At 38.6% G+C, this 25,075-nt stretch carries 22 protein-coding genes; 11 read left to right on the top strand and 11 right to left on the bottom strand.

Features of this window, described 5'->3' with window-relative positions; genetic code table 11:
• Positions 1 to 116: 116 nt before the first annotated feature.
• Positions 117 to 1,208: an NAD(P)-dependent alcohol dehydrogenase gene (locus B5473_RS19205; RefSeq protein ID WP_079528144.1), complete on the top strand. Its 1,092-nt coding sequence runs from the start codon at positions 117 to 119 to the stop codon at positions 1,206 to 1,208.
• 51 nt (positions 1,209 to 1,259) lie between these two features.
• On the opposite strand, the gene B5473_RS19200 is transcribed toward B5473_RS19205, so the two are convergent.
• A complete protein-coding gene (locus tag B5473_RS19200; RefSeq protein WP_079528142.1) occupies positions 1,260 to 1,943 on the bottom strand; it encodes a TraR/DksA C4-type zinc finger protein in 684 nt (227 codons plus the stop codon).
• Between the two features lie 163 nt (positions 1,944 to 2,106).
• Between B5473_RS19200 and B5473_RS19195 the strand changes: the two genes are divergently transcribed.
• Positions 2,107 to 3,771, top strand: a complete 1,665-nt coding sequence (locus B5473_RS19195) for a ribonuclease J (protein ID WP_079528140.1) — start codon at positions 2,107 to 2,109, stop codon at positions 3,769 to 3,771.
• Between the two features lie 104 nt (positions 3,772 to 3,875).
• On the opposite strand, the gene B5473_RS19190 is transcribed toward B5473_RS19195, so the two are convergent.
• Complete coding sequence (locus B5473_RS19190; RefSeq protein ID WP_079528138.1) at positions 3,876 to 4,427, bottom strand: integrase; 552 nt, start codon at positions 4,425 to 4,427, stop codon at positions 3,876 to 3,878.
• A 281-nt stretch (positions 4,428 to 4,708) separates the two neighbouring features.
• Positions 4,709 to 4,999 carry a KGG domain-containing protein gene (locus tag B5473_RS19185; protein WP_079528136.1) on the bottom strand — a complete coding sequence of 97 codons (291 nt, stop codon included), beginning with the start codon at positions 4,997 to 4,999 and terminating at the stop codon, positions 4,709 to 4,711.
• A 367-nt stretch (positions 5,000 to 5,366) separates the two neighbouring features.
• On the opposite strand from B5473_RS19185, the gene B5473_RS19180 reads away from it, so the two are divergent.
• The gene (locus B5473_RS19180; RefSeq protein WP_079528134.1) at positions 5,367 to 7,160 is read left to right on the top strand and encodes a carbon starvation CstA family protein; all 1,794 of its coding nucleotides are present in this window, start codon (positions 5,367 to 5,369) and stop codon (positions 7,158 to 7,160) included.
• 35 nt (positions 7,161 to 7,195) lie between these two features.
• Here B5473_RS19180 and B5473_RS19175 read toward each other — a convergent pair whose 3' ends face one another.
• Positions 7,196 to 7,759 (bottom strand): GNAT family N-acetyltransferase, encoded by a 564-nt coding sequence (locus B5473_RS19175; RefSeq protein ID WP_079528131.1) that lies wholly within the window; start codon positions 7,757 to 7,759, stop codon positions 7,196 to 7,198.
• A 206-nt stretch (positions 7,760 to 7,965) separates the two neighbouring features.
• On the opposite strand from B5473_RS19175, the gene B5473_RS19170 reads away from it, so the two are divergent.
• From B5473_RS19170 to B5473_RS19160, 3 genes are read left to right on the top strand one after another with little or no spacing between them, the layout of a single operon-like run.
• A complete protein-coding gene (locus B5473_RS19170) occupies positions 7,966 to 8,742 on the top strand; it encodes an ABC transporter ATP-binding protein (RefSeq protein WP_079528129.1) in 777 nt (258 codons plus the stop codon).
• A gap of 11 nt (positions 8,743 to 8,753) precedes the next feature.
• A complete protein-coding gene (locus tag B5473_RS19165) occupies positions 8,754 to 9,695 on the top strand; it encodes an ABC transporter substrate-binding protein (RefSeq protein WP_079528127.1) in 942 nt (313 codons plus the stop codon).
• 19 nt (positions 9,696 to 9,714) lie between these two features.
• Entirely contained in the window at positions 9,715 to 10,476 is a 762-nt protein-coding gene (locus B5473_RS19160) for an ABC transporter permease (RefSeq protein WP_079528125.1), read from the top strand.
• Positions 10,477 to 10,489: 13 nt separating this feature from the next.
• Here the strand turns inward: B5473_RS19160 and B5473_RS19155 are convergent, their stop codons facing one another.
• Entirely contained in the window at positions 10,490 to 10,918 is a 429-nt protein-coding gene (locus B5473_RS19155; protein ID WP_079528123.1) for a winged helix-turn-helix transcriptional regulator, read from the bottom strand.
• A gap of 162 nt (positions 10,919 to 11,080) precedes the next feature.
• Here B5473_RS19155 and B5473_RS19150 point away from each other — a divergent pair, with 162 nt between their 5' ends.
• The 3 genes from B5473_RS19150 (at position 11,081) to B5473_RS19140 (ending at position 16,044) form a co-directional block, all read left to right on the top strand.
• A complete protein-coding gene (locus tag B5473_RS19150) occupies positions 11,081 to 11,596 on the top strand; it encodes a DUF4242 domain-containing protein (protein WP_079528121.1) in 516 nt (171 codons plus the stop codon).
• Positions 11,597 to 11,616: 20 nt separating this feature from the next.
• Positions 11,617 to 12,660 (top strand): acyl-CoA dehydrogenase family protein, encoded by a 1,044-nt coding sequence (locus tag B5473_RS19145; protein WP_079528118.1) that lies wholly within the window; start codon positions 11,617 to 11,619, stop codon positions 12,658 to 12,660.
• Between the two features lie 198 nt (positions 12,661 to 12,858).
• A complete protein-coding gene (locus B5473_RS19140; RefSeq protein ID WP_079528116.1) occupies positions 12,859 to 16,044 on the top strand; it encodes a DEAD/DEAH box helicase in 3,186 nt (1,061 codons plus the stop codon).
• A gap of 42 nt (positions 16,045 to 16,086) precedes the next feature.
• Here the strand turns inward: B5473_RS19140 and B5473_RS19135 are convergent, their stop codons facing one another.
• A complete protein-coding gene (locus B5473_RS19135; RefSeq protein ID WP_079528113.1) occupies positions 16,087 to 16,536 on the bottom strand; it encodes a universal stress protein in 450 nt (149 codons plus the stop codon).
• Between the two features lie 108 nt (positions 16,537 to 16,644).
• On the bottom strand, positions 16,645 to 17,235 hold the full coding sequence (locus B5473_RS19130; protein ID WP_079528111.1) for a biotin transporter BioY: 591 nt from the start codon (positions 17,233 to 17,235) through the stop codon (positions 16,645 to 16,647).
• Between the two features lie 201 nt (positions 17,236 to 17,436).
• Between B5473_RS19130 and B5473_RS19125 the strand changes: the two genes are divergently transcribed.
• Complete coding sequence (locus B5473_RS19125) at positions 17,437 to 18,900, top strand: protein adenylyltransferase SelO (protein ID WP_079528108.1); 1,464 nt, start codon at positions 17,437 to 17,439, stop codon at positions 18,898 to 18,900.
• Between the two features lie 65 nt (positions 18,901 to 18,965).
• On the opposite strand, the gene B5473_RS19120 is transcribed toward B5473_RS19125, so the two are convergent.
• From B5473_RS19120 to proC, 4 genes are all read right to left on the bottom strand, one after another.
• On the bottom strand, positions 18,966 to 20,012 hold the full coding sequence (locus B5473_RS19120) for an LLM class flavin-dependent oxidoreductase (protein ID WP_079528106.1): 1,047 nt from the start codon (positions 20,010 to 20,012) through the stop codon (positions 18,966 to 18,968).
• Between the two features lie 193 nt (positions 20,013 to 20,205).
• On the bottom strand, positions 20,206 to 21,366 hold the full coding sequence (nspC, locus tag B5473_RS19115; RefSeq protein WP_176142143.1) for a carboxynorspermidine decarboxylase: 1,161 nt from the start codon (positions 21,364 to 21,366) through the stop codon (positions 20,206 to 20,208).
• Between the two features lie 32 nt (positions 21,367 to 21,398).
• Positions 21,399 to 22,628: a saccharopine dehydrogenase family protein gene (locus B5473_RS19110; RefSeq protein WP_079528102.1), complete on the bottom strand. Its 1,230-nt coding sequence runs from the start codon at positions 22,626 to 22,628 to the stop codon at positions 21,399 to 21,401.
• A 202-nt stretch (positions 22,629 to 22,830) separates the two neighbouring features.
• A complete protein-coding gene (proC, locus tag B5473_RS19105; protein WP_079528100.1) occupies positions 22,831 to 23,640 on the bottom strand; it encodes a pyrroline-5-carboxylate reductase in 810 nt (269 codons plus the stop codon).
• A 344-nt stretch (positions 23,641 to 23,984) separates the two neighbouring features.
• Here proC and B5473_RS19100 point away from each other — a divergent pair, with 344 nt between their 5' ends.
• Positions 23,985 to 24,974 carry a DUF3196 family protein gene (locus B5473_RS19100; protein ID WP_079528098.1) on the top strand — a complete coding sequence of 330 codons (990 nt, stop codon included), beginning with the start codon at positions 23,985 to 23,987 and terminating at the stop codon, positions 24,972 to 24,974.
• The last annotated feature ends 101 nt before the right edge of the window (positions 24,975 to 25,075 follow it).

The following is a 25,075-nucleotide window of genomic DNA, read 5'->3' as shown; positions in this document are numbered from 1 at the left end:
CTTTTACACAGTTTTTTGTTTTTTTTAGCTGCCTTTTATAATTAAGTGTAATTACAAAATGATTGGGAATAGTAAGGTAGGTGAGAATAAATTAACAAATAAGGAGACACAAAGAAATGAAAATTACAGCAGCTGTAACTGAAGCACAAGGGAAAGATTTCGTCTTGCAGGAAGTGGAACTTGCATCTCCAAAAGCAAATGAAGTAATGATTAAAATTGTAGCAACTGGTGTTTGTCATACGGATGCGGTAGCACGTGATTTAGCAATTGCTCCACTTCCAGCCGTTCTTGGTCACGAAGGATCAGGAATTGTGGAAGAAGTAGGCGAAGGCGTAACAAGTTTAGAAAAAGGCGACCATGTCGTTATTTCATTTGCACATTGCGGTTCATGTCCAAACTGTTTGACTGGCCATCCGACAGTATGTGATACGTTTAATCCACTAAACTTTGGTGGTGTCCAAAATGATTATACAACACGTCTTTCAAAAGATGGTACGGAGTTAGCGACATTCTTCGGCCAGTCTTCATTCGGAACATATGCAATTGCGCATGAGCGAAATGTTGTAAAAGTGGATAAAGATGTCGACTTAGCGCTGCTTGGTCCTCTCGGCTGTGGGATTCAAACAGGTGCCGGTACAGTATTAAATCGCCTGCGACCACAATTTGGTTCCACAATTGTCATATACGGATGCGGTGCTGTTGGGTTGTCTGCATTGATGGCAGCAAAAATTGTGGGATGTAAACAAATTATTGCCGTGGACGTTCATGATTCCCGACTGGAGTTTGCAAAAGAACTCGGGGCAACACATGTATTAAATGGACGAAATGTTGATGTCGTTGCCGAGGTGAAAAAGATTACCAACGGCGGTTCAAACTATGCTGTTGAAACAACAGGTGTACCGCCCGTTGTGAAACAATCCCTAAATGCGTTACGCCCATTAGGTACTTGTGCCATTGTAGGTGTAACACCTGAGATGGCAATTGATGTCCATAACGATATTATGGCGGAAGGAAAAACAATGATGGGAGTCATCGAAGGAGATTCGGTACCTCGCGTATTTATTCCGGAGTTAGTCAACTATTATAAAGATGGTAAATTCCCGTTTGATCGACTTGTGAAATTTTATGAATTTGAACAAATTAACGAAGCTTTTGAAGACTCTAAAAAAGGGACTACGATTAAGCCTATTTTAAAAATCGCGAAATAAAAAATAAAAGCCGAGAACATAGGAATTCTCGGCTTTTTGATTATATTGCGGTCATTCTAAATAATCATATTTACGTGCTTCATCTGCATACTCTTTGGAAATTTGCCCCTGAAGATAATCTTCTTTTGAGACATGCAATATTTCCAATGCGGAATACGTATCTTCATCATCTTTGTCTTTATATAAATCATTGTAGTGATCGAAATCCCCTTCAAAATCTGCTGGTGTATCGGAATTTCCATACTGTGCTACGATTTGGAAGGAGTCTTCATTATCTTGAAGTTCATCATCCTTTTCCCGATTTGAAAAGGAGTTGTCAACAGCCGGATGGAGCAGTTGTTCTTCAACCGGACGATCTGTTGCAGGAGTTTTTGCATCACTATGCTCAATACAAAAAGTCGTATACGGAATTGCTTGCAGCCGATCATATGGGATTTCTGTTTGGCATTTTGCACAAACTCCATATGTACCGTCATCCATCCGTTCAAATGCTGCTTCGATTTGGCCCAATAAGTCATTACTATGCACTTTTAACGCCATATCTTTTTCACGGTCATATAATTCGGTCGCCAAATCTGCGGGATGATTGTCAATAGTAGAAAGTTCATCAGTAGAATCCCTTAAACTGGCACGTGCAATAATTTCATTTTCATTTGTATTGACATCACCAATTAATTCTCTTTTTTGTTCGATGAGCAGTCGTTTTAATTTAGTAAGCTGTTTTTCACTAAGCATCGTAATCAATTCCTTTCAATATTAGTATGGGCGAAATAAGATGAATTATTTCAAAACATCGTGAACTGCTTTCGTATAGTTTCGTTTTAAATTAGAAATACTAGTGTATAAGGCGAAATTTTATGCACACATAAAAATATCCATCCTATAGGAGGACTCGAAGTTGCTAAATACTGAAAACACACTATCCATCTTCGCACTCGGCGGTATTAATGAAATCGGAAAAAATATGTATGTCATTGAATATGGAGAAGAATTGGTTATTGTTGACTGTGGCGGGAAATTTGCGGATCAAAGTTTATTAGGTGTTGATTTGATTATCCCGGATTTAAGTTATTTGGAGGAAAATAAACATAAAATCAAAGCTTTAGTTGTAACACATGGACATGAAGACCATATTGGCGGTATCCCGTATTTGTTGAGAAAAATTAATATGCCGATATACGCTACCAGATTTACACTTGGCTTAATTGAATTGAAATTAAAGGAGCATAAATTGCTCCGTGATTCAGAATTAAATGAGATTAATGCAGAATCGAAAATTAGTTTCGACCAATTATCACTTACATTCTTTAAGACGAGTCACAGTATCCCTGACTGTTTAGGGATTGTTTTTCATACACCTGAAGGAAAAGTCATTCATACAGGAGATTTTAAATTTGATTTTACACCTGTTAATGATCAAACGTCGGATATTCACAAAATGGCAGCACTCGGTTCAGAAGGGGTGCTTGCGCTTATTTCCGAAAGTACAAACGCTGAACGTCCGGGATTTACACCATCCGAGCAAGTAATTGGACGTCATTTGGATGAGGCGTTTCAAAGGGCGACCGGAAAAATCTTTATTTCTACATTTGCATCCAATGTGAATCGTATTCATCAAATTGTCGAAGCAGCCAAAAAGACGAATCGGAAAATTGTATTATTAGGTCGCAGCATGGTCAATGTTACATCTGTAGCGATGCGACTAGGGTACTTGGATATTCCAGGCTGGATGCTTATCGAACCAAGAGAGTTAAAAGAGTTACCGCCGGAACGGGCAGTAATTTTATGTACAGGAAGCCAAGGGGAACCATTAGCTGCTCTTTCCCGACTTTCAACTGGTCGTAATCGAGATGTCAAAGTTGTCCAAGGCGATACGGTAATTTTCGCAGCTTCTCCTATACCGGGAAATGAAAAAGACGTTTCAAAAATAGTAGATAATCTGTTTCAGCTTGGCGCAAATGTAGTTTACGGAAATTCAAGCATTACCGGTATGCACGTATCTGGACATGGCTATCAAGAAGATTTAAAAATGATGCTGACACTGATGAAGCCAAAATATTTTATTCCGATTCATGGAGAATACCGCATGCTTCATATTCATCGTTCATTGGCGGAAGCGGTTGGAGTTGAAAAAGGGCATACATTTATCTTGAAAAATGGTGAAATAGTTGATATTAAAGGCGGGGAAGCACGGCAAACACGTGCAATTCCGGCGGGAGACACGTATGTGGATGGTACTGGAAGTGATGAAGTCGGTGAAATTGTACTGCGGGATCGAAAGCAGCTTTCCGAAGATGGGATGCTAGTTATTGTTGTCACAATCAGTAAATTCGATGGTTCCATAATTTCAGGTCCGTACAGTATTTCGCGCGGATTCGTCTATGCAAGGGAGTCAGAAGGATTAATAAATGATATTAACGAAATTGCTCAAGCAGCTGTAGAAAACTTTAATGAAGCCAATCCTTTTGCTATGAAAAAAGCGATTAAACACGCGGTAGATCAATATATCTTTACATTAAAAATGAAAAAGCCAATGATTTTGCCGATAATTATTGAAATATAAAATTAAATTATTACAGAAAAACGATCTTGAAAGGAAATGTTCGCTTTCAAGATCGTTGTTTTATTACATGCATTTTATTCTTTTTTTGTTTGGGCTCACTAAAATTAAGCAGGCTGAAGCTCTGTTTGTTCCAGTAGCTGTTTGTAAGCCGCCAAATCTTCTTCATAATTCCTAATATATGTGGAAAGGCTATGTTTTTTTATCATTTCAAATGAATTTTGATCGATGAACTGTAATTTTTGATTCAGGATTTCTGCATTAGCCCATGCTGTTTCTTCAAAAGCAATGTTCATTTGATGTTCTTCAATAATCATACCTAATAAATCGGGATTATTAAAAATTTCTTTATTAGAGTATTGATCTCGCATATCAAAATAATCGAGGGTTCTAGTTAAAGAAGCATCTAGTGCAGGACGGTCAATCGCATGACCTAGTTCATGAAGTGTAATGGTTTTTACATATTGATCAAATGGTATGCTTGATAGTTCTCCAGCTGCTTTTACTAAACGTTTTGCATCAAAACTAACAACATTTGTTATAAAGTTATAGCTCATATTTACTCCGGTATGATCCTCTTCCAACATTGTATTGAGGCCGGTAGCTTTTATAGTGGAATAAATTAATTCATATAAAAATTCGTTTGTAGATTGTTGCATGTATGCGCTCATTTCCTTTTCTATATATATAAAATAAATAAGAAAACACAATAAAACGCTCGCTTAAATAAAGCAAGCATAAAATAATATATAATTCCTGTATAATATTTTCAAGTAATTTGTTTGGTTATGTATGCTGTTGGAGAGAAATATTGGATGAGCGAGTAAAAGAATGCAAAAAAGGATGTTTGCCATTCTTCTAAACGGCAAACATCCTTTATTAATGTAAATTATTAATATTTACACCTTGCATTAACCTATCTTCAAGGTTAATTAAATAATTATGAGTTATTTTTGTTGTTGTTGTTGTTACTGTTATTGTTTTTACGGCTTGCTTCTCCGCCTTTGCGGCCAGCTTCTTCGCGGCTCATTTTGCCACCACTGTTGTTGTTATTGTTGTTATTACCGTTTTGGTTGTTTCCGCTGCTCGCTTCTCCACCTTTACGGCCGATTTCTTCATAAAATTCTCTACCATGGTTATTAGATGTAGCTTCTCCGCCTTTACGACCCGCTTCTTGAACCGTCATTGATCCGTCATTCTGATTCTGATTACGTTTGTTGTTGTTAGCCATTTCTTACATCCTCCTAGTGAAAATTTATTAGCTTATTGCTAAGCTTACTAGTTAAATTCCCATCTCACTTTATATTAAACATTAATTATATTTCATTTATATTACAAAAAAATGATGTAAAGTTATCAGAAACAAAAAATGTAGTTCATTATTTAGAAGAGAAACTTAATATAACACAGGTATGTAAAGCATTATAAGGGGGATATATTTCTATTATTTCGATAATTTACGCAATTTCGGTGATCTAGTATGATAAAATAGCTATTATGCATAATTTTCAGTTAATTTTAAATATTGTGATACAACAGTTCTTGTTTTTGTTATTGTTATATTACAACAAAAGAGAGATACATAGGGGGAAAGTGAAATGAATGCGATTACACTAGTAATTGGGGCAATATGTATTTTAGTAATTGCCTATCGTTTTTACGGAATTTTCTTTACAAAAAAAGTATTAAAGATTAATGAAGATACGCCAACACCTGCAAACGAAAAAAATGACGGACAAGATTACGTTCCGACAAATCGTTGGGTAGCTTTCGGGCATCACTTTGCAGCAATTGCAGCTGCAGGACCGTTAGTTGGACCAATTTTAGCCGCGCAATTTGGTTATTTACCGGGTTACCTTTGGTTATTAATTGGTGCTGTTATTGGGGGAGCTGTACACGATGCTGTTGTATTATTTGCTTCGATGACAAAAGGCGGGAAGTCATTATCGGAAGTAATGCGTGAAGAACTTGGGCCTGTCGCTGGTTTTTGTACAGGATTAGCGATGCTATTCATTATTACAATTACAATGGCTGGTTTATCAATGGTTATTTTAGGAGCTTTAGCAGAAAACCCTTGGGGAACATTTGCAGTTGCCGCAACAATACCGATTGCAATGCTCATGGGTCTAATCAATAAATTCACAGGTAACTTGAAGATTTCAACAATACTTGGGGTCATCCTCCTTATTGGAGCCGTTTTCTACGGACCGTCTATTCAAGGGACTTGGTTAGGTGATGTACTAACATTAGATCGTGAAACATTATCAATTATATTGCCGATTTATGCTTTCTTTGCGGCTGCTTTACCAGTATGGTTCTTATTGGCACCTCGCGATTATTTAAGCAGTTTCATGAAAATAGGAGTATTTGTTGCTTTAATCATTGGTGTGTTTATTATTAACCCTGCAATTCAGTTCCCTGCAATTATTCCAGACTTCCTGGGAGGCGGTCCGATCGTTGCTGGTCCGGTATGGCCATTCGTTTCGATTACAATCGCTTGTGGAGCTATTTCCGGTTTCCACGCATTTGTTGGATCAGGAACTACACCGAAAATGTTAAATCGTTGGGATGATATTCGCGTAGTTGGTTTTGGTGCAATGCTCGTAGAATGTGTCGTTGGGGTAATGGCACTGATCGCTGCAACTGTATTACATCCTGCAGATTACTTTGCGATTAACTCATCACCTGAAGCATTCGCAAAATTAGGAATGACAGTAGTTGATTTACCGGTGCTTTCAGAAGCGATTGGTATGGATTTAGAGGGACGTACTGGTGGTGCCGTAACACTTGCAGTCGGTATGGCATCCATATTTTCAGGGGTAGAATGGTTTAGCCATCTAACGGCTTACTTCTATCAATTTGTTATTATGTTTGAAGCTGTATTTATTTTAACTGCAATTGATGCAGGTACACGTACAGCACGTTACTTAATTCAAGACTTTTTAGGAAATGTGTATAAGCCGCTGAAGAAGACGGATTGGCTTCCCGGGGCAATTGGGGCAAGTGCATTGGCCTGTATCATGTGGGGATACTTATTAAATTCAGGGGATATCGCTTCTGTCTGGGCATTATTCGGTGTATCCAATCAGTTGATGGCTTCCATTGGTTTAGTATGTGGTGTAACATTCGTGTTGAAAGTAGCAGATAAACGAATTTATGTTTTAACTTGCTTTATTCCGTTAGTGTATTTATATATTACGGTAAACGTAGCAGGATTCTGGATGGTGAAAAATGTTTACTGGAACGAAATGGCCGGTGGTTACAATATTTTAAACGGTATTTTATCGATTATAATGCTGACATTAGGATTGATTATTGTAATTACATCATTCATAAAATGGCGTGAACTTTGGGCACATCCTCGTTTCACAAAACAAGCAACTGCTAACTAAAAAAAATAAAAAAGAGCGGAAAATTAGAGTAATCTCTAAATTTTCCGCTCTTTTTGTGTTGGATATAAATAGTTGAGAAAGTCGTCCCTGAAAACAGCATTTAAAATACACGGCTGCTTTTGTCTTTTTTCCAGCAGCAAATGTTCTTCGGGAAATTGCTGTTCGATATTTAAGGATATAAACGGGAGTTTTTCCTGTGCTTTTTGAGAACGTAAATTGACTGTACGTGCCCCGGCGAATACTACCTCAAGATGCAGGTATTCAAATGCTATTTTCAATAGTTCTATTTTAGAGGCCAGATTATAGCCTTGTCCCCAATAATCCACTCCGATCCAGCTTCCGATATGGCAGTGCTTATTGGACTGATCGATAAACATTAGTGTCGTAATCCCGATCAATTGGTCCTTTTCATTCAATATTATACGGGAAATAGTTTTCCCTTCAGATTCCTCCATTAATGTATTAATGATAAAGTTTTCCGTATCCTCTAAAGATTGTGTAGGGAGTCCGAGTGCATTCTTTACTTCGGGCTCCTGTGATAATCGGTGGATTTCTTTAGCATAGCTAAGTGCTTGTGGAACTAATGTGACTTTTTTCATTCATATAACCTCACTTTCCGATAAAACATGCAAAATCTACATAGAGTAGATTGCTCTATTTTACATTATATTCAAAAAATATCCGATTATTTTTTAGAAAATAAAAATAAATTAAAAAATAAGGTTGTTTTATTTAAGTAAGTATAATAATATAACTCATATAATATAAAACCAAGTTGAATAATCGGTATTGGGGTGAAAAGTAATTGTCGACAGCTAAGATTGAAATTAATAAGGTTTCAAAGTCGTATGGAGAAAAAAGTCCGACAGTATTAAAAGATGTTTCCTTTAATATAAAACACGGCGAAGTAATTGCCATTCTGGGGAAAAGCGGTTGCGGTAAAAGTACATTGCTAAATTGTATCGGTGGCTTTGAAACAATTAATCAAGGGCAGATCCTGCTTGATGGGACTGCCGTTACAAAACCTAGTAAGCGCTGTATTATGCTTATGCAAAATTACGGACTGCTGCCATGGCGCTCTGTTCGGAAAAATGTGGAGCTCGGGATTGAGAATTCAGATTTATCAACTGCAGAAATTACAAAAAGAGCGGCCCATTATTTGCAGATGGTCGGATTGGAAGACCGCGCAAATTCATTGCCTAGCGAGCTGTCGGGCGGTATGCAGCAACGCGTCGCAATAGCCCGCGCACTTGCCATTCAACCGGAAGTTATTTTAATGGATGAACCGTTTGGAGCGCTTGATACATTTACACGCTATTATTTACAGGATGAATTGAAACAAATCCAGCAACGCGAGAAAATGACGATTGTATTAGTAACCCATGATATCGATGAAGCGATTTATTTAGCAGATCGCATTCTCATCATGAAGCCAAATCCTGGTGAAATTCATAAAGAAGTTGTGCTGAAGTTACCAAAGGAACGGAATCGTGCTGATACGGATTTTCAGCATTACCGTGAAATTATATTCAATGAATTCCAATTTACTCATGATAAAGCAGCAATCGAATTCAATATTTAGGAGGATAGTAGATGAAAAAGGTAGTGTTAATCATGACAATGCTGTTCGTGGCATTGTTGACGGCATGCGGGACGAACGAAACAGGCAGTTCTGCAGGTGACGGGGAAAAGCCAACGATTAAAATCGGCTATTTACCGATTACTCATGCAGTTCCGTTATATATGCAGAATGATGAAAAGTATGAAGATTACAATTTAGAGCTCGTGAAATTCGGGTCTTGGCCTGAGCTGATGGATGCATTGAATACTGGTGCAATTGATGGTGCATCTGTATTGATCCAGCTAGCGATGAATGCAAAGGAAAAAGGTATTGATCTAAAAGCAGTGGCACTTGGTCACCGTGATGGCAATGTATTAATCGGTGGTAAAGATATAAAATCTGTGGAAGAACTGAAAGGGAAATCTTTTGCGATACCAAGCAGATTTTCAACACATAATATTTTGCTGTATGAAATGCTGAAAAAACATGGTATTGCTTACGATGAAGTAGATGTTATCGAATTGCCGCCAGCGGAAATGCCTGCAGCTTTAGCGGAAGGGCGTATTGCTGGTTATGTAGTTGCTGAGCCATTCGGTGCGATATCCGTTGCATTGGAAAACGGGAAAGTGCTTTATCAGTCAGAAGAAATTTGGCAAGATTCAATTGATTGCGGTTTAGTATTGCGCGGTCAGTTTATTAAAGACAATAAAGAATTGGCAGGGAAGTTTGTCGATGACTATGTAGCAGGCGGAGAGCTTGCACAAGGGAAAGACGACCATATGCATGAAGTCGTTGGTCAATATTTAACAGTTGAAGAAAATGTACTGGATATTTCATTAGATTGGATTTCGTACGACAATTTAAGCATTGAACAAGACAGTTATGCGATTTTACGTGATGCATTACTGGAAATGGGATTATCCGAAAACCCGCCTTCCTATGAAGATTTTGTTGATGCTAGCTTTGTAAATTAGTAGAGGACGGAGGGATATTATGGCGATAGTGAAGAAATTGTCCCCGATTGCACTTGGCTTTCTATTATTACTAGTCGTTTGGCAAGCTGCAATTATGATAGGTGGGCATCAGTCGGCACTTTTCCCTCCGCCTTTAAAAGTGGGGGAAGCATTACTTGCGATCATTTCCGATGGTTCGCTGTTTGCACATATACAAATTAGTTTATTACGATTTTTTTCAGGTTATCTGATTGCTGTCGTTGCAGCCATTTCGTTAGGGTTGATTTTAGGAAGGTTGCCGGCTGTATGGAAAGTGCTCGATCCCGTAGTTCAAGTATTGCGACCGGTTTCGCCGATTGCGTGGTCACCGTTTATCGTTTTATGGTTCGGCATCGGCAATATGCCGGCAATCGTTATTATTTTTATCGCTGCATTTTTCCCGGTCCTATTGTCGACGGTATCAGCGGTTAAAAAAGTCGACAAAACGTATTTACGCATTGCATCGAATTTTGAAATGAGTCCTTTTGAGACGATGAGGAAAATTATATTGCCGGCATCATTTCCGATGATCGCCAATGGGCTGCATATGGCGCTAGGTTCTGCATGGATTTTCCTCGTGGCCGGGGAAATGGTCGGTGCGCAATCGGGTTTAGGATTTCTGATAGTCGATGCACGAAATTCTTTAAGTCTGGATTTAGTCATGGCGAGTATTGTTGTAATCGGGGTACTTGGCCTTTTACTGGATAAAGGCATTCATTATTTTGAAAGCTGGGTAAACCGCATCTGGGGAGGCGCAAAATAAAACTGCCTAAGATTTAGACAGTTTTTAACGCCCGTATATAAATCGTGTCGACACGTTCGCCTGTTTCAGTAGAATAATATCCGACCTCTACACGCTGTTCATCAGGACCAACGATTTCTTTATAGCACGTTTCCAGGTGATCAGCACCCCATATAATCATCGCATTGAAAACATGCTCAAGGGCGGTACCTTTTTCGGTTAATGTATAACGGTAGCGTGGGGGATGGACGGAATATAGCTCGCTTTGAACGATCTGTGCTTCTTCCAATTCTTTTAAACGGTTTGACAGAATATTTGCTGACAAACCTGGAAGTTTCAGCTTAATATCATTGAAGTTCGTTTCACCGATCAGCAGTTCATGAATGATGAGAAGCGTCCAACGATCACCAAGAATATTTAATGTTTGTGCAATGTTACAAGGTAAGTCATAACGTGTTTTCATGTTTTCGCCTCCTTAATACAAGTATAAACATTAATTTTATGCAATGCGAGTTAATTTTTTTAACCTGTAAAATCATTTGAAATGGGTATTCATAGTGCGCTCTAACAGAACGCCTATTTGAATATATAACAATCTAACATTTACTATTAGGAGGAAAATACAATGAGTTTATATTTAGTAGAATCAACAATTAACGAGGTTTCTTCGAAGGAGGCATTTTCGGCATTAGTCGAAAAAGTGCATGCTACAGAAGGTGTTGGAGTTATCGAAGTTCAAGTGGCGAAAGATTTTTCACGTGGCTATTTTATCATTGAAGCATCTGATGAGGAAGCTGCAAAAACTGCATTACAAGCACAAGGTGTTGCAATTGATTTAGTAAAGGAAGTACGTTTAATCGGTAAAGAACTTGATGAAGTCAAAGCAGGCGGCGAGCAAGTAAACTACTTAGTAGAATGGGAAATTCCTGCAGAAATCACAATGGAAAAATATTTAGAGCGTAAAAAGAAAAATTCGGTAAAGTACGAAGAAGTTCCAGATGTAAAATTCTCTCGTACGTATGTATGTGAAGATATGACAAAATGTTTATGTTTCTATGATGCACCAGATGAAGCAGCTGTAAAACGTGCACGTGAAGCCGTACAAACACCTATCACATCATTAACGGAATTGGCAGACTAAAAGGAAAGGATGCGGGGACAATGGCATTGAACAAAGAATTGTTAGAACGAATCATCGATGAAAAACTGAAGCCCGTAGTGAAGAAGGTCGATGAGCAGGCACATTATGCAGAAGATTATATTTTAGCGCTAAGTGAGGCTGGATTCTTCCAATCGGCAAATAAGGACCAATCGACACTATTACAAGATGAGGCAGCGGTTGTTCGTGAAACAGCAAAGGTTTGTATGACAACAGCGTTTTGTGTTTGGTGCCATTTAGCCGCATTAACTTATTTGCGTAATAGTAATAACACGTATTTAAAGCAAACAATATTACCTGAGCTGGAAAACGGCTTAAAACTTGGTGCAACAGGTTTATCAAACGCGATGAAGTACTATTCCGGATTAGAAAAACTTCATCTGAAGGCAGAAAAGACAGAAGAAGGCTATGTCATTAATGGAACATTGCCTGCTGTATCAAACTTGGGGAACCGTCATTACTTTGGTGCAGTTGCGACAGTCGATAGTCGTGAAGTTTTGGTGCTTGTACCAACTGATATCGAAGGTCTTGAAATGAATGAACGACTTGGTTTCCTTGGAGTGAATGGCAGCGCGACATATTCATGTAAATTTGACGATGTCGTAATTTCAAAAGACTTTGTCATTTCAGAGGATGCAAAAGCATTTTGCGATATTATTCGCCCAACGTTTATTTATTATCAAGTTCCACTTGGTGCAGGCGTAATTGCCGCAGCAGTTGAAGGTATTGAAAAAGTAAAAGCGAAGCAAAACGGCTGTAATGAATACTTAAAAGTACAGGCAACCGAACTGCGCGATCACTATGAAAGAATTAATGCAGAGTTGAACAACTTGGCAAGCAACTTGACATTGAAGGAAATTGTCAACACACGTTTGCAAGCAGTGCACGATACATTGGGTGCGGTACAGGCGAATATGATTCACAATGGAGCTGCCGGTTATGTTGCAGGAAGTGTACCATCCCGTAAACTGCGTGAAGCATACTTCTTTGCCAACTTGACGCCAACAGTCCGACATCTGGAAAAAATCAAATCATCTTTTGCTTGAGTTTATAGGGCAAGGATAACCCAAAATATCATTTTTCTCTAAGAGAGAAATGATATTTTTTTGCGCTTAATTATTTTCATTTTCTCACCCCATTTCCTAATTATCGAAGAGTTAAAGGTTTTTATTATCTTCGCTTCGAACTAGTAATTCAATGAGTGACATGAGAAAATGGATTAAATAGAAAAAGGGGGGATCGGCATGGATATCAAACTATCGGAAAAACAAATAAAAAATCTATGCGGAACCGTTTCTTTTAAAAAAGGGCAAACTTTTTATCAAACAGGGAAAGTAGATTTCCTGCAATATACGGATATGTATGGAGAAGCGGTTGTAAAAAGCACGGAACAATTCGTTGTCCGTATAGAAAAACAGGGTGCAGGTCAATTTAAAACATCGTGCAGTTGCCCGACATTGGGTGATTTCAGTAAAAGCTGTCAACATGTAGCGGCGGTTCTTATCGCTATTTATAATCTCAACAAGAATAAGGCTCAATCGCTGCCAAATGATGAGTACGATGAAAAATTTATTTCTAAAAACAGCTTTCTTTCAATTTTTAAACAACAGACAGTACAAACGACAAAGCAGCAGCGCCACTTTGAAAAGCGAGAAGTATTGAATGTACAGTTCTTAATAACACCTGTTCAACTTACAGAACAAGACCCGGTTATTGGGATGCAACTCCAAGTTAATGGAGATCAAATCTTGTCTATTCGGGAGTTTTTAACACATATAAAAAATAAAAAGCCATACCTGATTTCCCATCATACAACCTATAATTTTGAAGAGTTTTGTTTTGACGAACAGCATGATGCCATCTTACACTTCCTTATAAAAAATATGGAAGATGATGCACTTTATAATGACATGCCTGTACAAAATCAGGAGCAGCATTTGCTGATCATTCCGCCTTCATCCTGGTATTTACTTTCTTCATTGATTTCCAATACGAAAAATGTTTCGTTATTTTATCAAAACGAGAACTATGACGAAATAAAGATTGAAACACAGCCTACAGCACTTCGTTTTTTCATTGAAGCAAAGGGTGAAGAGTATGAGCTTTATATAGAAGGAATTGAACGTGCTGTCTTGTTTCCAAGTTACCGGATAGTGCTATTTGACGGCGAACTGACGCAAATGAGTGATGACAGTATGAAGCAGCTTTTCGAATTAAAGCAAATGCTTCAGCAAAAATCTTTATTAACAATTGAGCATTCACACTGGGATTACTTCCGGGATCAGGTGATACCTAAACTGAAAAAAATAGGTGTTGTGGAAATGGCTCGGGAGCTTTCAGTAAAACAGTTGGAAAACCCATTAGTAGTAAACGTTTATTTAGACCGTCTGAAAAACCGTTTCCTTGCAGGTGTGGAATTTCAGTACGGGCAATTTGTTATTCAACCATTGGATGATCAGCTTTCGGATGATGTGTTCATCATACGGGATATCGAAAAGGAAGCGGCGGTATTAGCAATGATGGATGAAAGCGGCTTTACAAAAACGGATGGCGGCTACTATATGCAAAATGAAGAACTTGAATATGAGTTTTTATATCACCAGCTTCCAAAGCTCACAAAACTTGCAAAAATCTATGCAACAAATTCTGTTAAACTGCGGATTGCCAAAGAAAATAATTTTCCGAAAATCCGGGTGAATGTCCAAAAGGAACGGACAAATTGGCTTGAATTTAAATTTGAAATGGATGGGGTTTCAAATAAGCAAATAAAAGAAATTTTAGCGGCGATAAAAGTGAAGCAAAAATATTATCGTTTGCAAGATGGGGCATTACTGTCTCTGGAGACGAGGGAAATCGAAGAAATTCAGCGCTTCCTTAGAGCAATCCCGGCCCAGGATGATGAGTATGAACTAACGTTTAATATGCCAATAATGGATAGTCTGCCGTTTTTGGAGCAGTTTGAACAAAGTGATATTTTCGAAGCGGAAGAATCTTTTAAACAGTTTACAGGGCAGTTATTACATCCTGAATCATTGACATTTGAAGTTCCGGAAAGCCTGGAACCGATACTTCGGGATTACCAGAAACATGGTTATAACTGGTTGAAATTACTCTCGAATTATGGCTTCGGCGGTGTGCTTGCCGATGACATGGGGCTCGGGAAAACAGTCCAGAGTATCGCTTTTATTGTATCCGAATTGCCGATAATCCGTGCTAACAAACAGCCGGTTCTAATTGTTTGTCCATCGTCGCTCTCATACAACTGGCTTTATGAATTCATGCAATTTGCACCGGAAGTCGAAGCGATTGTCATTGATGGGGAAGTAGCGGAGCGGCGTCATTTACTGCGTACAATGGAAGACCATGATGTCATTATTACAACCTATCCGTTATTACGTAAAGATAGCGCATTCTATGAACGTCAGCATTTCCATACAGTATTTTTTGACGAAGCGCAGGCATTTAAAAATCCGGTAACACAAACAGCAAGAACGGTGAAAAGAATCCAGGCAACAAATCGCTTTGGGTTAACAGGCACACCGATTGAAAACTCATTATCGGAATTATGGTCGATTTACCGTGTTATCTTTCCGCAGCTGTTCCGCGAGCTAGAGGAGTTCCGCCATATGCAGCGAAAAGATATTGCACGAAGAGTACGTCCGTTTCTTCTGCGTCGAATGAAAGAACATGTATTAGGTGAATTACCTCAAAAAGAGGAAATGATTGAAAAAGCCGAACTGTTGCCGGAGCAAAAAGCGTTATATGCCGCCTATTTGGCTAAGTTGCGTGTTGATACAATGAAGCATCTGGACAAAGAAACGTTTCATAAAAACCGAATTCGTATTTTAGCGGGAATTACAAGACTGCGTCAAATCTGTTGTCACCCGGCACTGTTTGTCGAAGGGTATAAAGGCGGTTCTGCAAAGTTTGAGCAGCTGTTCCGTTTATTGGAACAATCGAAGGCGTCAGGACGACGGGTATTAATTTTTTCACAGTTTACGCAAATGCTTAAAATGATTGCGACAGAGCTTTCAAAGCGCGGAGAACAATATTTTTATCTTGATGGACAAACACCTTCGGAAGAGCGGATTGCACTTTGTAACTCTTTTAATGATGGAGAGCGGGATCTGTTTTTGATTTCATTAAAAGCAGGTGGTACCGGACTGAATCTAACAGGGGCAGATACCGTCATCTTATATGATTTATGGTGGAATCCGGCAGTGGAGGAACAAGCAGCTGACCGTGCCCATCGTATGGGGCAAAAGGAAGTTGTACAAGTTATTAAACTTATTGCAAACGGAACGATTGAGGAAAAAATGAGTGAGCTTCAACAGAAGAAAAAAATGCTTATTTCGGATATATTGGACGGTGATGAATCGTCGAAGACAACATTAACCGAGCAAGATATCAGGGAAATTTTAATGATTTAAAAAAGGCTATGAGGACATTTTTATGCACCTCATAACCTTTTTTTATTTTTCTGGTGTACGTACAATTAAAACATCACAAGTTGCATGCCGAACGATTGCTTCTGTAGTGGAGCCCATGAACATCTGCTCGGCCGCATTTGATCCGGTTGCACCACAAATGATAATATCTGCTGGCGCATGCTCTGAAAGCCTTCTTGCTAAAATCGTTTTAGGCGTACCTTTTGTTAAAATTTTATTGATCGAAGGAATACCTGCATCTTTTGCTTCCAATTCATAGCGGTCCAATAAAACTTCGCCATGTTTTCGAACCAATTCAACCATATTATCATAAAGCATATCAAAAGATGCGGAGAAGCTCGTATCGATTACATGGATAATATGTAAAGTCGAGCCAATATTTCTTTTTGCTATATCAATCGATTTTTGAAAAGCGAGTTCGCTTATTTCTGAACCATCTACTGCAACAACTATATTTTGATAATGATTTGCCATATGAAATTCCTCCTTCATCTATTGAATAAAGTATATCAAATATATGAATCCCGGTATAATGATGACGCCGAGAACATGTGATGAGGAGTTCTACTGCAATCTACTATATTATTTTGTAGGCAGGATTTTCAGGATCTTTTGAATACGATAAGCGAAGAACCCGGCAAAAATTGAAAGAATAATATCTTTTGGCATTGGAGGAATCATCCATAGCCACGCCATTTTAAATGTAAAACCTTCAGGTGCGGATGCCCATAATGTATAGGCAAAATACATCCATGTTGTTCCTATAATATAGTTAACTGCCATCGCAATAAGTGCCCCGATAATATAGGCAAGTCGCGTTTGAAACTTTTCGGCAATTTTACCGGCAATATATGCACTAATAATAAACGTTACGATAAAGCCGAAAGTCGGAAGTAGAATCGCCGAAAATCCGCCAGAGAATTTAGAGAATACCGGTGCCCCTGCTAACCCGATAAACATATACACTGCACATGCAATGGCTCCTTTTTTTGAACCAAGCACTAAACCTGCTAATATTGCAAAAAATGCTTGTAATGTTATCGGCACACCACCGACCGTTAGAAAAGGAACAAATGATGTGATATTTGCTCCTACCATAATAAGTGTCGCAAAAAGTGCACTGTAAATTAAATCGATTGTTTTAAAGCTTTGTGTTTTGTGAACAGTCTCCATACATTACTCCCCTTGTTGTTAACTTCTATATTATTTTGGTTAACATAAATATAAAGTGAGTTTCGTTTTGTGTCAACTTTTATTTTTAGAAGGTTAACATAGAAAAAGCTGTTTATATAAACATAACCGGGCTTAATTTTGGTTAACTTGTATAAAAAAGTTTATAATAAATGCATCTTTGAAAGGAATGAGGCGAAAACAATGACAGATAAAAAGCAGAATTTTGGTTTTCGTTTTAATAACAGTTACATGGAGTTGCCGCAAACTTTTTATTCCCCTGTAACGGCTAATAAAGTGACATCACCTTCAATCGTCATCTTTAACCGCACATTAGCAGAGCAGCTTGGTTTAGAGGCTCAGGAATTAAAAGAGCATGGTGCCGCAATTTTGGCGGGACATGAAATGCCGGATGGTTCAGCACAAATTGCACAAGCCTATGCGGGACATCAATTTGGACATTTTAATATGTTAGGCGACGGAAGAGCGTTATTAATCGGAGAGCATATCAAGCCAAAAGGGGAACGATTTGATCTTCAGTTGAAAGGATCCGGTCTTACACCATATTCTCGTGGTGGCGATGGACGTGCTGCACTCGGTCCAATGTTGCGGGAGTTTATCATCAGTGAGGCTATGCATGCACTTTCGATTCCGACAACACGCAGCTTAGCCGTTACGGCAACTGGTGATATTATTTATCGTGAAACCGCTTTGGAAGGCGCTGTTTTAACTCGTGTTGCTGCAAGTCACTTGCGGGTCGGGACGTTCCAGTATGCGGCTGCATTTGGCGAAGCGGACGACTTAAAAGCTTTGGCAGATTATGCAATCCGGCGCCATTATCCCGAGCTTTTGCACGCAGAAAACCGCTATCTTGCATTTCTCGAAGCGGTGCTTGATAGACAAGCTGCCCTTATAGCGAAATGGCAAAGTGTCGGCTTTATTCATGGTGTAATGAATACCGATAATATGACAATCAGCGGTGAAACAATCGATTACGGGCCATGCGCGTTTATGGATACGTATGATGTGGCAACTGTATTCAGTTCGATTGACCGTCAGGGGCGTTATGCCTACCGCAATCAACCGCCGATCGCATCATGGAACTTAACTCGTTTTGCTGAGAGCTTACTGCCGCTCCTTCATGAAAATGAAGAGGAAGCAGTTCAACTAGCACAAAATATTCTTGGGAAATTCCCATCAATTTATGAAGCTTATTATTATAGTGAAATGCGGGAAAAATTAGGTCTTCTTTCAATTGATGAACAGGATGAGAAGCTGATTGATAATCTGCTGAATTTAATGGAAGAACACGAAGTGGATTATACAAATACTTTCCGTGCATTGTCGGAAGGTAAGCGACCGAATAATGACTTGTTCCATTCAGAGGCATTTAAACAGTGGGAAAAAACATGGTTTGAACGGATCGAACAGCAAGACACGACAATTGATGAAACGATGCAAGTGATGCAGTCTGTTAATCCGGCCATTATTCCAAGAAATCACTTTGTAGAACAGGCAATTGAACAATTTGCAGAAGGCGACCCGTCAATGTTTGCCGAGATGCTGCAAGTGCTGACAAGTCCGTTTAATGTAACGGAGGAGTACAAAAAATATACAGAGCCACCATCAGACAAAGAACCACCGTTTGTAAGCTATTGTGGAACTTAAAAAAACAAGCATGGTACAACGTAAAAGTTGTTGCCGTGCTTGTTTTCTTTTGCAATAGAAAACTTTTATAATTTCATCTCAATGTAGTTTCTAACAATTGGAACGACTTCGTTGGCAAATAAGTTCATACTGTTTTTTACGAGTTCAAACGGCTGGCCGCCAATATCCGGCTGTGCCAAAAATCGGCTATGCTCGAAGAATTCATATTGTTTAATAATTTTTTCCGCAACATCTTCAGGGCTTCCAACAAATAATGCCATGTTCGGTCCGGTAATTTCGATGAATTGTTCAAAAGATAACTGGAAGCTGAAACTGCCTCGTTGCTGATTAACATACTGCCAATAATTTTTATAGTAAGGGTAAAATTGCTCCTGTGCCTGTTCCGTTGTATCTGCAATGAAAAGGTGACCAGTAACTCCAACATTTAATTTTTCAGGATGATGCTGTCCGGATTTCCGGTAAAGATTCACTAATGGCTGGAACCGATCAAGGGGACCTCCTAATATTGCAAGTGCCATTCCAACTCCGACACGACCTGCTCGAACGGCACTTTCTGGGGTGCCACCAACACCAACCCAAATAGGAATTTCCTGATTAAATGGTCTTGGAGCGATTTCCGAATTATTTAAAGCTGGGCGGAATTGACCACTCCATGTTACGCGTTCCTGTGAATTTAATTGTTGAAGTAAAAGTAAGTTTTCCTCAAATAATGCGTCATAGTCACTTGTTGAATACCCGAAAAGGGGGAAAGATTCAATGAATGCACCACGACCTGCTAAAATTTCGGCTCTTCCATTGCTAAGTAAATCTAGCGTTGCAAAATCTTCATAAAGTCGAACAGGATCCACCGTACTTAAAACGGTTGTTGAGCTCGTCAGTTTAATATGTTTTGTCCGCTGAGAGATTGCAGACAAGACAACAGGCGGGGCAGAAACGACATAATCAAGACGGTGATGCTCACCGACACCGAACACATCCAGTCCTAAATTTTCCGTTAAGTCCGCCATCTGTAAAATTTCCTCCAAACGTTGTGAAGGAGAGGGGGTTTTTCCTGTTAAAGGATCGCTGCCAATATCAGCAAGGGAATAAATGCCGAATTCAAATTTCTTCATTATTATTAGACTCCTTTAGTAAGTTACTAAAAGTAAGTTTAACATATACTCTTTAATATCTATATTAATTAGCTTTTTGTGAAACAAATCATTCAAAATAATGAAAGTATATTTAAATACAGAACTTCTGAAAACAGAAAAACACCCATTTCCTCACGGAGAAATGGATGTTTTTGTTACCCTGTATTGTTAATTAAGATAGACGGTTACGGTAGTCTTCATATTGGAAAGTCCGAATTACTTTTACACCATCTTGTTCATTGTAAGTGCAAATACTTGGTAAATTTACACCATTGAACATATGCGTTTTTACCATTGTATAATGGGCCATGTCCGTAAAGACAAGTTTGTCGCCTGCTTGAAGCGGCTCATCAAAAGAATAATCTCCGATAATGTCACCTGCTAAGCAAGTCATACCGCCTAAACGATATGTGTAAGCTTTTTCGTTTGGCTGACCCGAACCGATAATATGCGCGCGATAAGGCATTTCAAGAGTATCTGGCATATGACAAGTAGCTGAAGAGTCGACAATTGCAAGCTCCATACCGTTATGCACGATATCAAGCACTGTCGCCACTAAATACCCTGTATTCAGTGCAATTGCTTCGCCTGGCTCTAAAATAACTTTTACGCCATATGTTTCTTGAATGCGGTTGATTAAGCTGACTAATAACTCAACATTATAACCCGGTTTTGTAATATGGTGTCCGCCGCCGAAGTTGATCCACTTCATTTGATGCAAGTATTCACCATATTTCTCTTCAAAGTGTACTAAAATACGCTCCAGAACTTCAGCACCTTGCTCACACATTGCATGGAAGTGAATGCCTTCAACACCGTCAAGTTCATCCGGACGGAATGACTCCACCGGAATACCTAAACGCGAGTTAATATAGCAAGGGTCATACAAAGGTGTTTCCACTTCTGAATAACCAGGATTTACACGTAAACCGATTGAAATATTTTTCTCGTGATTTAACACTTTGTCTTTGTATTTATTTAACTGATCAAATGAGTTAAATACAATATGGTCGACATAAGTTAAATACTCATCGATTTCATGCTCTGCATATGCAGGAGCGTAAGCGTGTACTTCCTTGCCGAATTCTTCAAAACCAAGACGTGCTTCAAATAGTGAGGAAGATGTAATCCCCGCTAAATATTTGCGTGCCATCGGAAATGTTGACCACATAGAGAAGCCTTTAAGTGCAAGTAAAATATCACAATTCGTACGATCTTGTACGGATTTTAACAGTTTTAAATTGCGCTCAAGTAATCGCTCGTCTACTACGAAGGCTGGTGATGGTGCCTGTGACCAGTCTATGCCTGTTTCTTCTGCAAGAGCAGCCGCCATCACAGGTTTTTTCGTATTTTTAATATCTGCCATTATGCTTTTTCTCCAGCAGAAGTGAATTCCAAGTCGATTAATTCAGGGTTTTCTGTTTCGTGCCATGGTAATCCCCATTTATTTAATGCATCCATGAATGGGTCTGGATTGAAGTCTTCTACATTCCATACACCTGGTTTTTGCCATTCGCCGTTCATTACAAGCATAGCGCCGATCATTGCCGGTACACCAGTTGTGTAAGAAATCGCCTGTGAGCCAACTTCTCTGTAGCATTCTTGGTGATCACATACATTGTATACATAGTAAGTTTTTTCTTTACCGTCTTTAATACCGCGAACGATACAGCCGATGTTTGTTTTACCTTTTGTAAGTGGACCTAATGTAGCTGGGTCTGGTAAAACAGCTTTTAAAAACTGGATTGGCTGAATCATTTGTCCTTGGAATTCGATTGGCTCAATTGAAGTCATACCTACATTTTCAAGAACGTTTAAATGTGTTAAGTATTTTTCACCAAACGTCATCCAGAAGCGGATTTGTTTTAAACCTTTAATGTTTTTCGCTAAAGATTCTAATTCTTCATGGTATAGAAGGTAGCAATCTTTTTCACCGATTTCCGGTAAGTTATAAACTGTTTTATATTCTAAAGGCTCCGTTTCAACCCACTCGCCATCTTTCCAAAAACGTCCGTTCGCAGTAATTTCGCGAATGTTGATTTCAGGATTGAAGTTTGTTGCGAATGGAAGTCCGTGGTCTCCACCATTTGCATCAACGATATCGATGTAATGAATTTCATCAAAATGATGCTTTTGTGCATGCGCTGTGAATACGCCTGTTACACCTGGGTCAAAACCTGAACCTAGAAGCGCAGTAATACCTGCTTCTTCAAAACGCTCTTTATACGCCCATTGCCATTTATATTCGAATTTAGCAGTATCTAAAGGCTCGTAGTTCGCTGTATCTACATAGTGAGTCTTCGTTGCTAAACATGCATCCATAATAGTTAAGTCTTGATATGGTAAAGCCACATTGATCACCACATCTGGATTAAATCCATTGATTAGGTCAATTAGTTCCTCGGTGTTATCCGCATCCACTTGTGCTGTGTGAATAATCGTTTTTCCACCATCTAATTTTTCTTTTAAAGCATCACATTTTGATTTTGTTCGACTTGCGATCATAATCTCTTCGAATACTTCTGAGTTTTGTACACATTTATGTACGACAACGCTAGCTACTCCGCCAGCTCCAATAATCAATGCTTTACCCAATTTCTTGTCACGCTCCAAATCTATAATTTTTTGATTTCATTTTTGAAACAAGATTGATTATATAGAATAGTACGGTAGTTAGCAATTATGTTCTCATATTTTTTTTTGAAGAATTGATAGAAATTAAAAACATAAATTATTATTATTTTTGACTAAAAAAGAAAATGCCCAGTGAGAAGTCAAATCCACTGGGCAGGTATTTCTATTTAATTGTTTGTTTTTGCAAAAATGTATCACGGTTCGTAACGGCATCAACGGCTTCGTAAATTGTACTTTCGAAGTGATTGACTTGAAGGGAAGTGACACCTTGAATTGTCGTTCCTCCTGGTGAACATACTTGATCGATCAATGCCCATGGGTGAGATTCGGACTGTAATACCATTTGCGCACTGCCTAAAACAGAGCTTGCTGCAATTTGAAGTGCCATATCTTTTGGCATTCCTTCACGAACTGCCGCACGTGCCAATGAGTCGATATAAAGGTAAGTGAAGGCAGGAGAAGCACATCCGATTGTTGTAAAGATTGAGAATAGGTTTTCAGGAAGCTCGACAATTGTTCCGACGGTAGCAAAAAGCTTTTCAACGATTGCTTTTTGGTAGTCACTAGCTTTCTGAGTTGAATAGCAACTTGTCGATGCCCCGATTGTTGCGTTGATATTCGGCATAACGCGGAAAATAGACGTGTCGCTTCCAAGTTCTTCGTGCAAATAATCAAGTGATTTTCCGGCAGCGATTGAAATGACGATGTGTTTATTTGTAAGGTGTTGTTTGATTACAGGCAATACATCTTCAAACATTTGAGGTTTTACAGCAATGACAATAACGTCAACTTGTTCCATTAACTGTTCAATCGTATCGGCTGCCTGAATCCCGTATTTATGTACAAGGTCATCGGTTTTTTCGCGGCTCCGATTCATCCCATATACATCAGCAGCATTGAATTGCTCGCTAGTAATCATGCCGTGAATAATCGCGCCAGCCATGTTTCCAAGGCCGATAAATCCAAATTTCATTTATAAATCCTTCTTTCAAATTAATTTAATTATATCTATTACGTAAATATTCATAGCGCTTAGTATACCGCACTGGTCGGTCAATGCAACCAGAACGACTTTTTTCATGTACAAAATAACCTTCATTCTGCTGCTATTATTAATAAATTAGGTTATTTCCAAGTAAGAACGGGAACATTGAGGAAAAAGAGTAATGACATCTGATTAAATAACGCATACGAGTAATAAATTGTATATAACTATAATTTTTGAGTACTTATTGTTGGAATGAATAAACAACGTTAAAATAAATGCAATGGACGAAGACTGCAACTGCATTACTTTGTCGCCGATGGAGTGATTAGATGAAAGAAAATAAAAAGAATAAAGGTCATGGAAAAGTAATTTTATTTCCAGGCATGACGGACAGGCTATTTAATGAAGCGAAATATTTGGCTGAAAACAATCAATACAAAGAAGCGAATGAGTTATTTGAGCAAGCTTTGTTGCTAGGTGAGGGGGATGAAATGTCACTTAGTATATTTGCGTACTCATTATATGAAGAAAAAAATTTCGAGCGTGCAAAACAAGTATGTGAGGAATTGCTTGCGATAGGTCCTAACATGTACTTTGAAGTAATGGAACTGTACTTAACGATCTGCATGCAATTACGCCAATTTAAACAAGTTGAAAAAATCATTGAATCATTGTTTGACGAGCAGTTAATTCCTGAACATGAAGTGGAAAAATTCGAACGCTTAAAAAACTTGAATGCCCATATTGCCGAAAATCAGGAATCCCATTTTCAAGCACCAATTATTGAAGACGACGAACTTGAGGAATTTACGGCAACAGAATTTCTAAATATGTCCGCACAACAGCAAATGATGCTCATTCATGAGCTTACGGAAAAGAACATCCGTCCATATTCAACTGAATTGAAAGCCATCATTGAAAACGATGCAATACAACCGTTTATAAAAAGTCTACTGCTCATCCTGCTTGTTGAACAGGAAATCAATATGACGGTTACTGTTACAAAATTTGACCAGTCCATAGAATTAAACCCGGTGAATTTTCCGTTGCCGACGAAGCTGCCTCAATATAAGGAAATTACGGAAATAATAGCGGAACAATTGGCGCAGGAGCCTTCGACTTTAGAGTTTGCGATGCACTTAATCGATAAGCATGCAATCGTCCTTTATCCGTATGAATGGTCCGGTTATTCCAGTGAAGAAGTTGCAGCAGGCTATATCGAATACGTGAAAACAATGTTCGGTGAAGATGGAGAAAAGAACGGTGAAATAGTAACTTTTTTACAAAACATAGAAAAAATGTCGGATTTGCAAGAGTAGTGAAAAAAGTTGAAACATTGAGCATCTATGTTATACTAAAATGGTTGTCAAACAATATATATGACGAGTTTGTTTATTCAAACGAATGTTAACTTTGGAGG

It is taken from the genome of Solibacillus isronensis, assembly GCF_900168685.1.
GTDB lineage: Bacteria > Bacillota > Bacilli > Bacillales_A > Planococcaceae > Solibacillus > Solibacillus isronensis_A.
The sequence above is the reverse complement of the archived record's forward strand: the minus strand, read 5'-3'. Positions and strand labels throughout refer to the sequence as shown.

Bases quoted from the DNA above. Each gene is read 5' to 3' on its own strand.
- B5473_RS19165 (WP_079528127.1), top strand. From the start codon at position 8,754: ATGAAAAAGGTAGTGTTAATCATGACAATGCTGTTCGTGGCATTGTTG.
- B5473_RS19175 (WP_079528131.1), bottom strand. From the start codon at position 7,759: ATGAAAAAAGTCACATTAGTTCCACAAGCACTTAGCTATGCTAAAGAA.
- B5473_RS19180 (WP_079528134.1), top strand. From the start codon at position 5,367: ATGAATGCGATTACACTAGTAATTGGGGCAATATGTATTTTAGTAATT.
- B5473_RS19140 (WP_079528116.1), top strand. From the start codon at position 12,859: ATGGATATCAAACTATCGGAAAAACAAATAAAAAATCTATGCGGAACC.
- B5473_RS19185 (WP_079528136.1), bottom strand. From the start codon at position 4,999: ATGGCTAACAACAACAAACGTAATCAGAATCAGAATGACGGATCAATG.
- B5473_RS19130 (WP_079528111.1), bottom strand. From the start codon at position 17,235: ATGGAGACTGTTCACAAAACACAAAGCTTTAAAACAATCGATTTAATT.
- B5473_RS19160 (WP_079528125.1), top strand. From the start codon at position 9,715: ATGGCGATAGTGAAGAAATTGTCCCCGATTGCACTTGGCTTTCTATTA.
- B5473_RS19145 (WP_079528118.1), top strand. From the start codon at position 11,617: ATGGCATTGAACAAAGAATTGTTAGAACGAATCATCGATGAAAAACTG.
- B5473_RS19155 (WP_079528123.1), bottom strand. From the start codon at position 10,918: ATGAAAACACGTTATGACTTACCTTGTAACATTGCACAAACATTAAAT.
- B5473_RS19190 (WP_079528138.1), bottom strand. From the start codon at position 4,427: ATGCAACAATCTACAAACGAATTTTTATATGAATTAATTTATTCCACT.
- B5473_RS19135 (WP_079528113.1), bottom strand. From the start codon at position 16,536: ATGGCAAATCATTATCAAAATATAGTTGTTGCAGTAGATGGTTCAGAA.
- B5473_RS19125 (WP_079528108.1), top strand. From the start codon at position 17,437: ATGACAGATAAAAAGCAGAATTTTGGTTTTCGTTTTAATAACAGTTAC.
- proC (WP_079528100.1), bottom strand. From the start codon at position 23,640: ATGAAATTTGGATTTATCGGCCTTGGAAACATGGCTGGCGCGATTATT.
- B5473_RS19120 (WP_079528106.1), bottom strand. From the start codon at position 20,012: ATGAAGAAATTTGAATTCGGCATTTATTCCCTTGCTGATATTGGCAGC.
- nspC (WP_176142143.1), bottom strand. From the start codon at position 21,366: ATGGCGGCTGCTCTTGCAGAAGAAACAGGCATAGACTGGTCACAGGCA.
- B5473_RS19200 (WP_079528142.1), bottom strand. From the start codon at position 1,943: ATGCTTAGTGAAAAACAGCTTACTAAATTAAAACGACTGCTCATCGAA.
- B5473_RS19100 (WP_079528098.1), top strand. From the start codon at position 23,985: ATGAAAGAAAATAAAAAGAATAAAGGTCATGGAAAAGTAATTTTATTT.
- B5473_RS19150 (WP_079528121.1), top strand. From the start codon at position 11,081: ATGAGTTTATATTTAGTAGAATCAACAATTAACGAGGTTTCTTCGAAG.
- B5473_RS19205 (WP_079528144.1), top strand. From the start codon at position 117: ATGAAAATTACAGCAGCTGTAACTGAAGCACAAGGGAAAGATTTCGTC.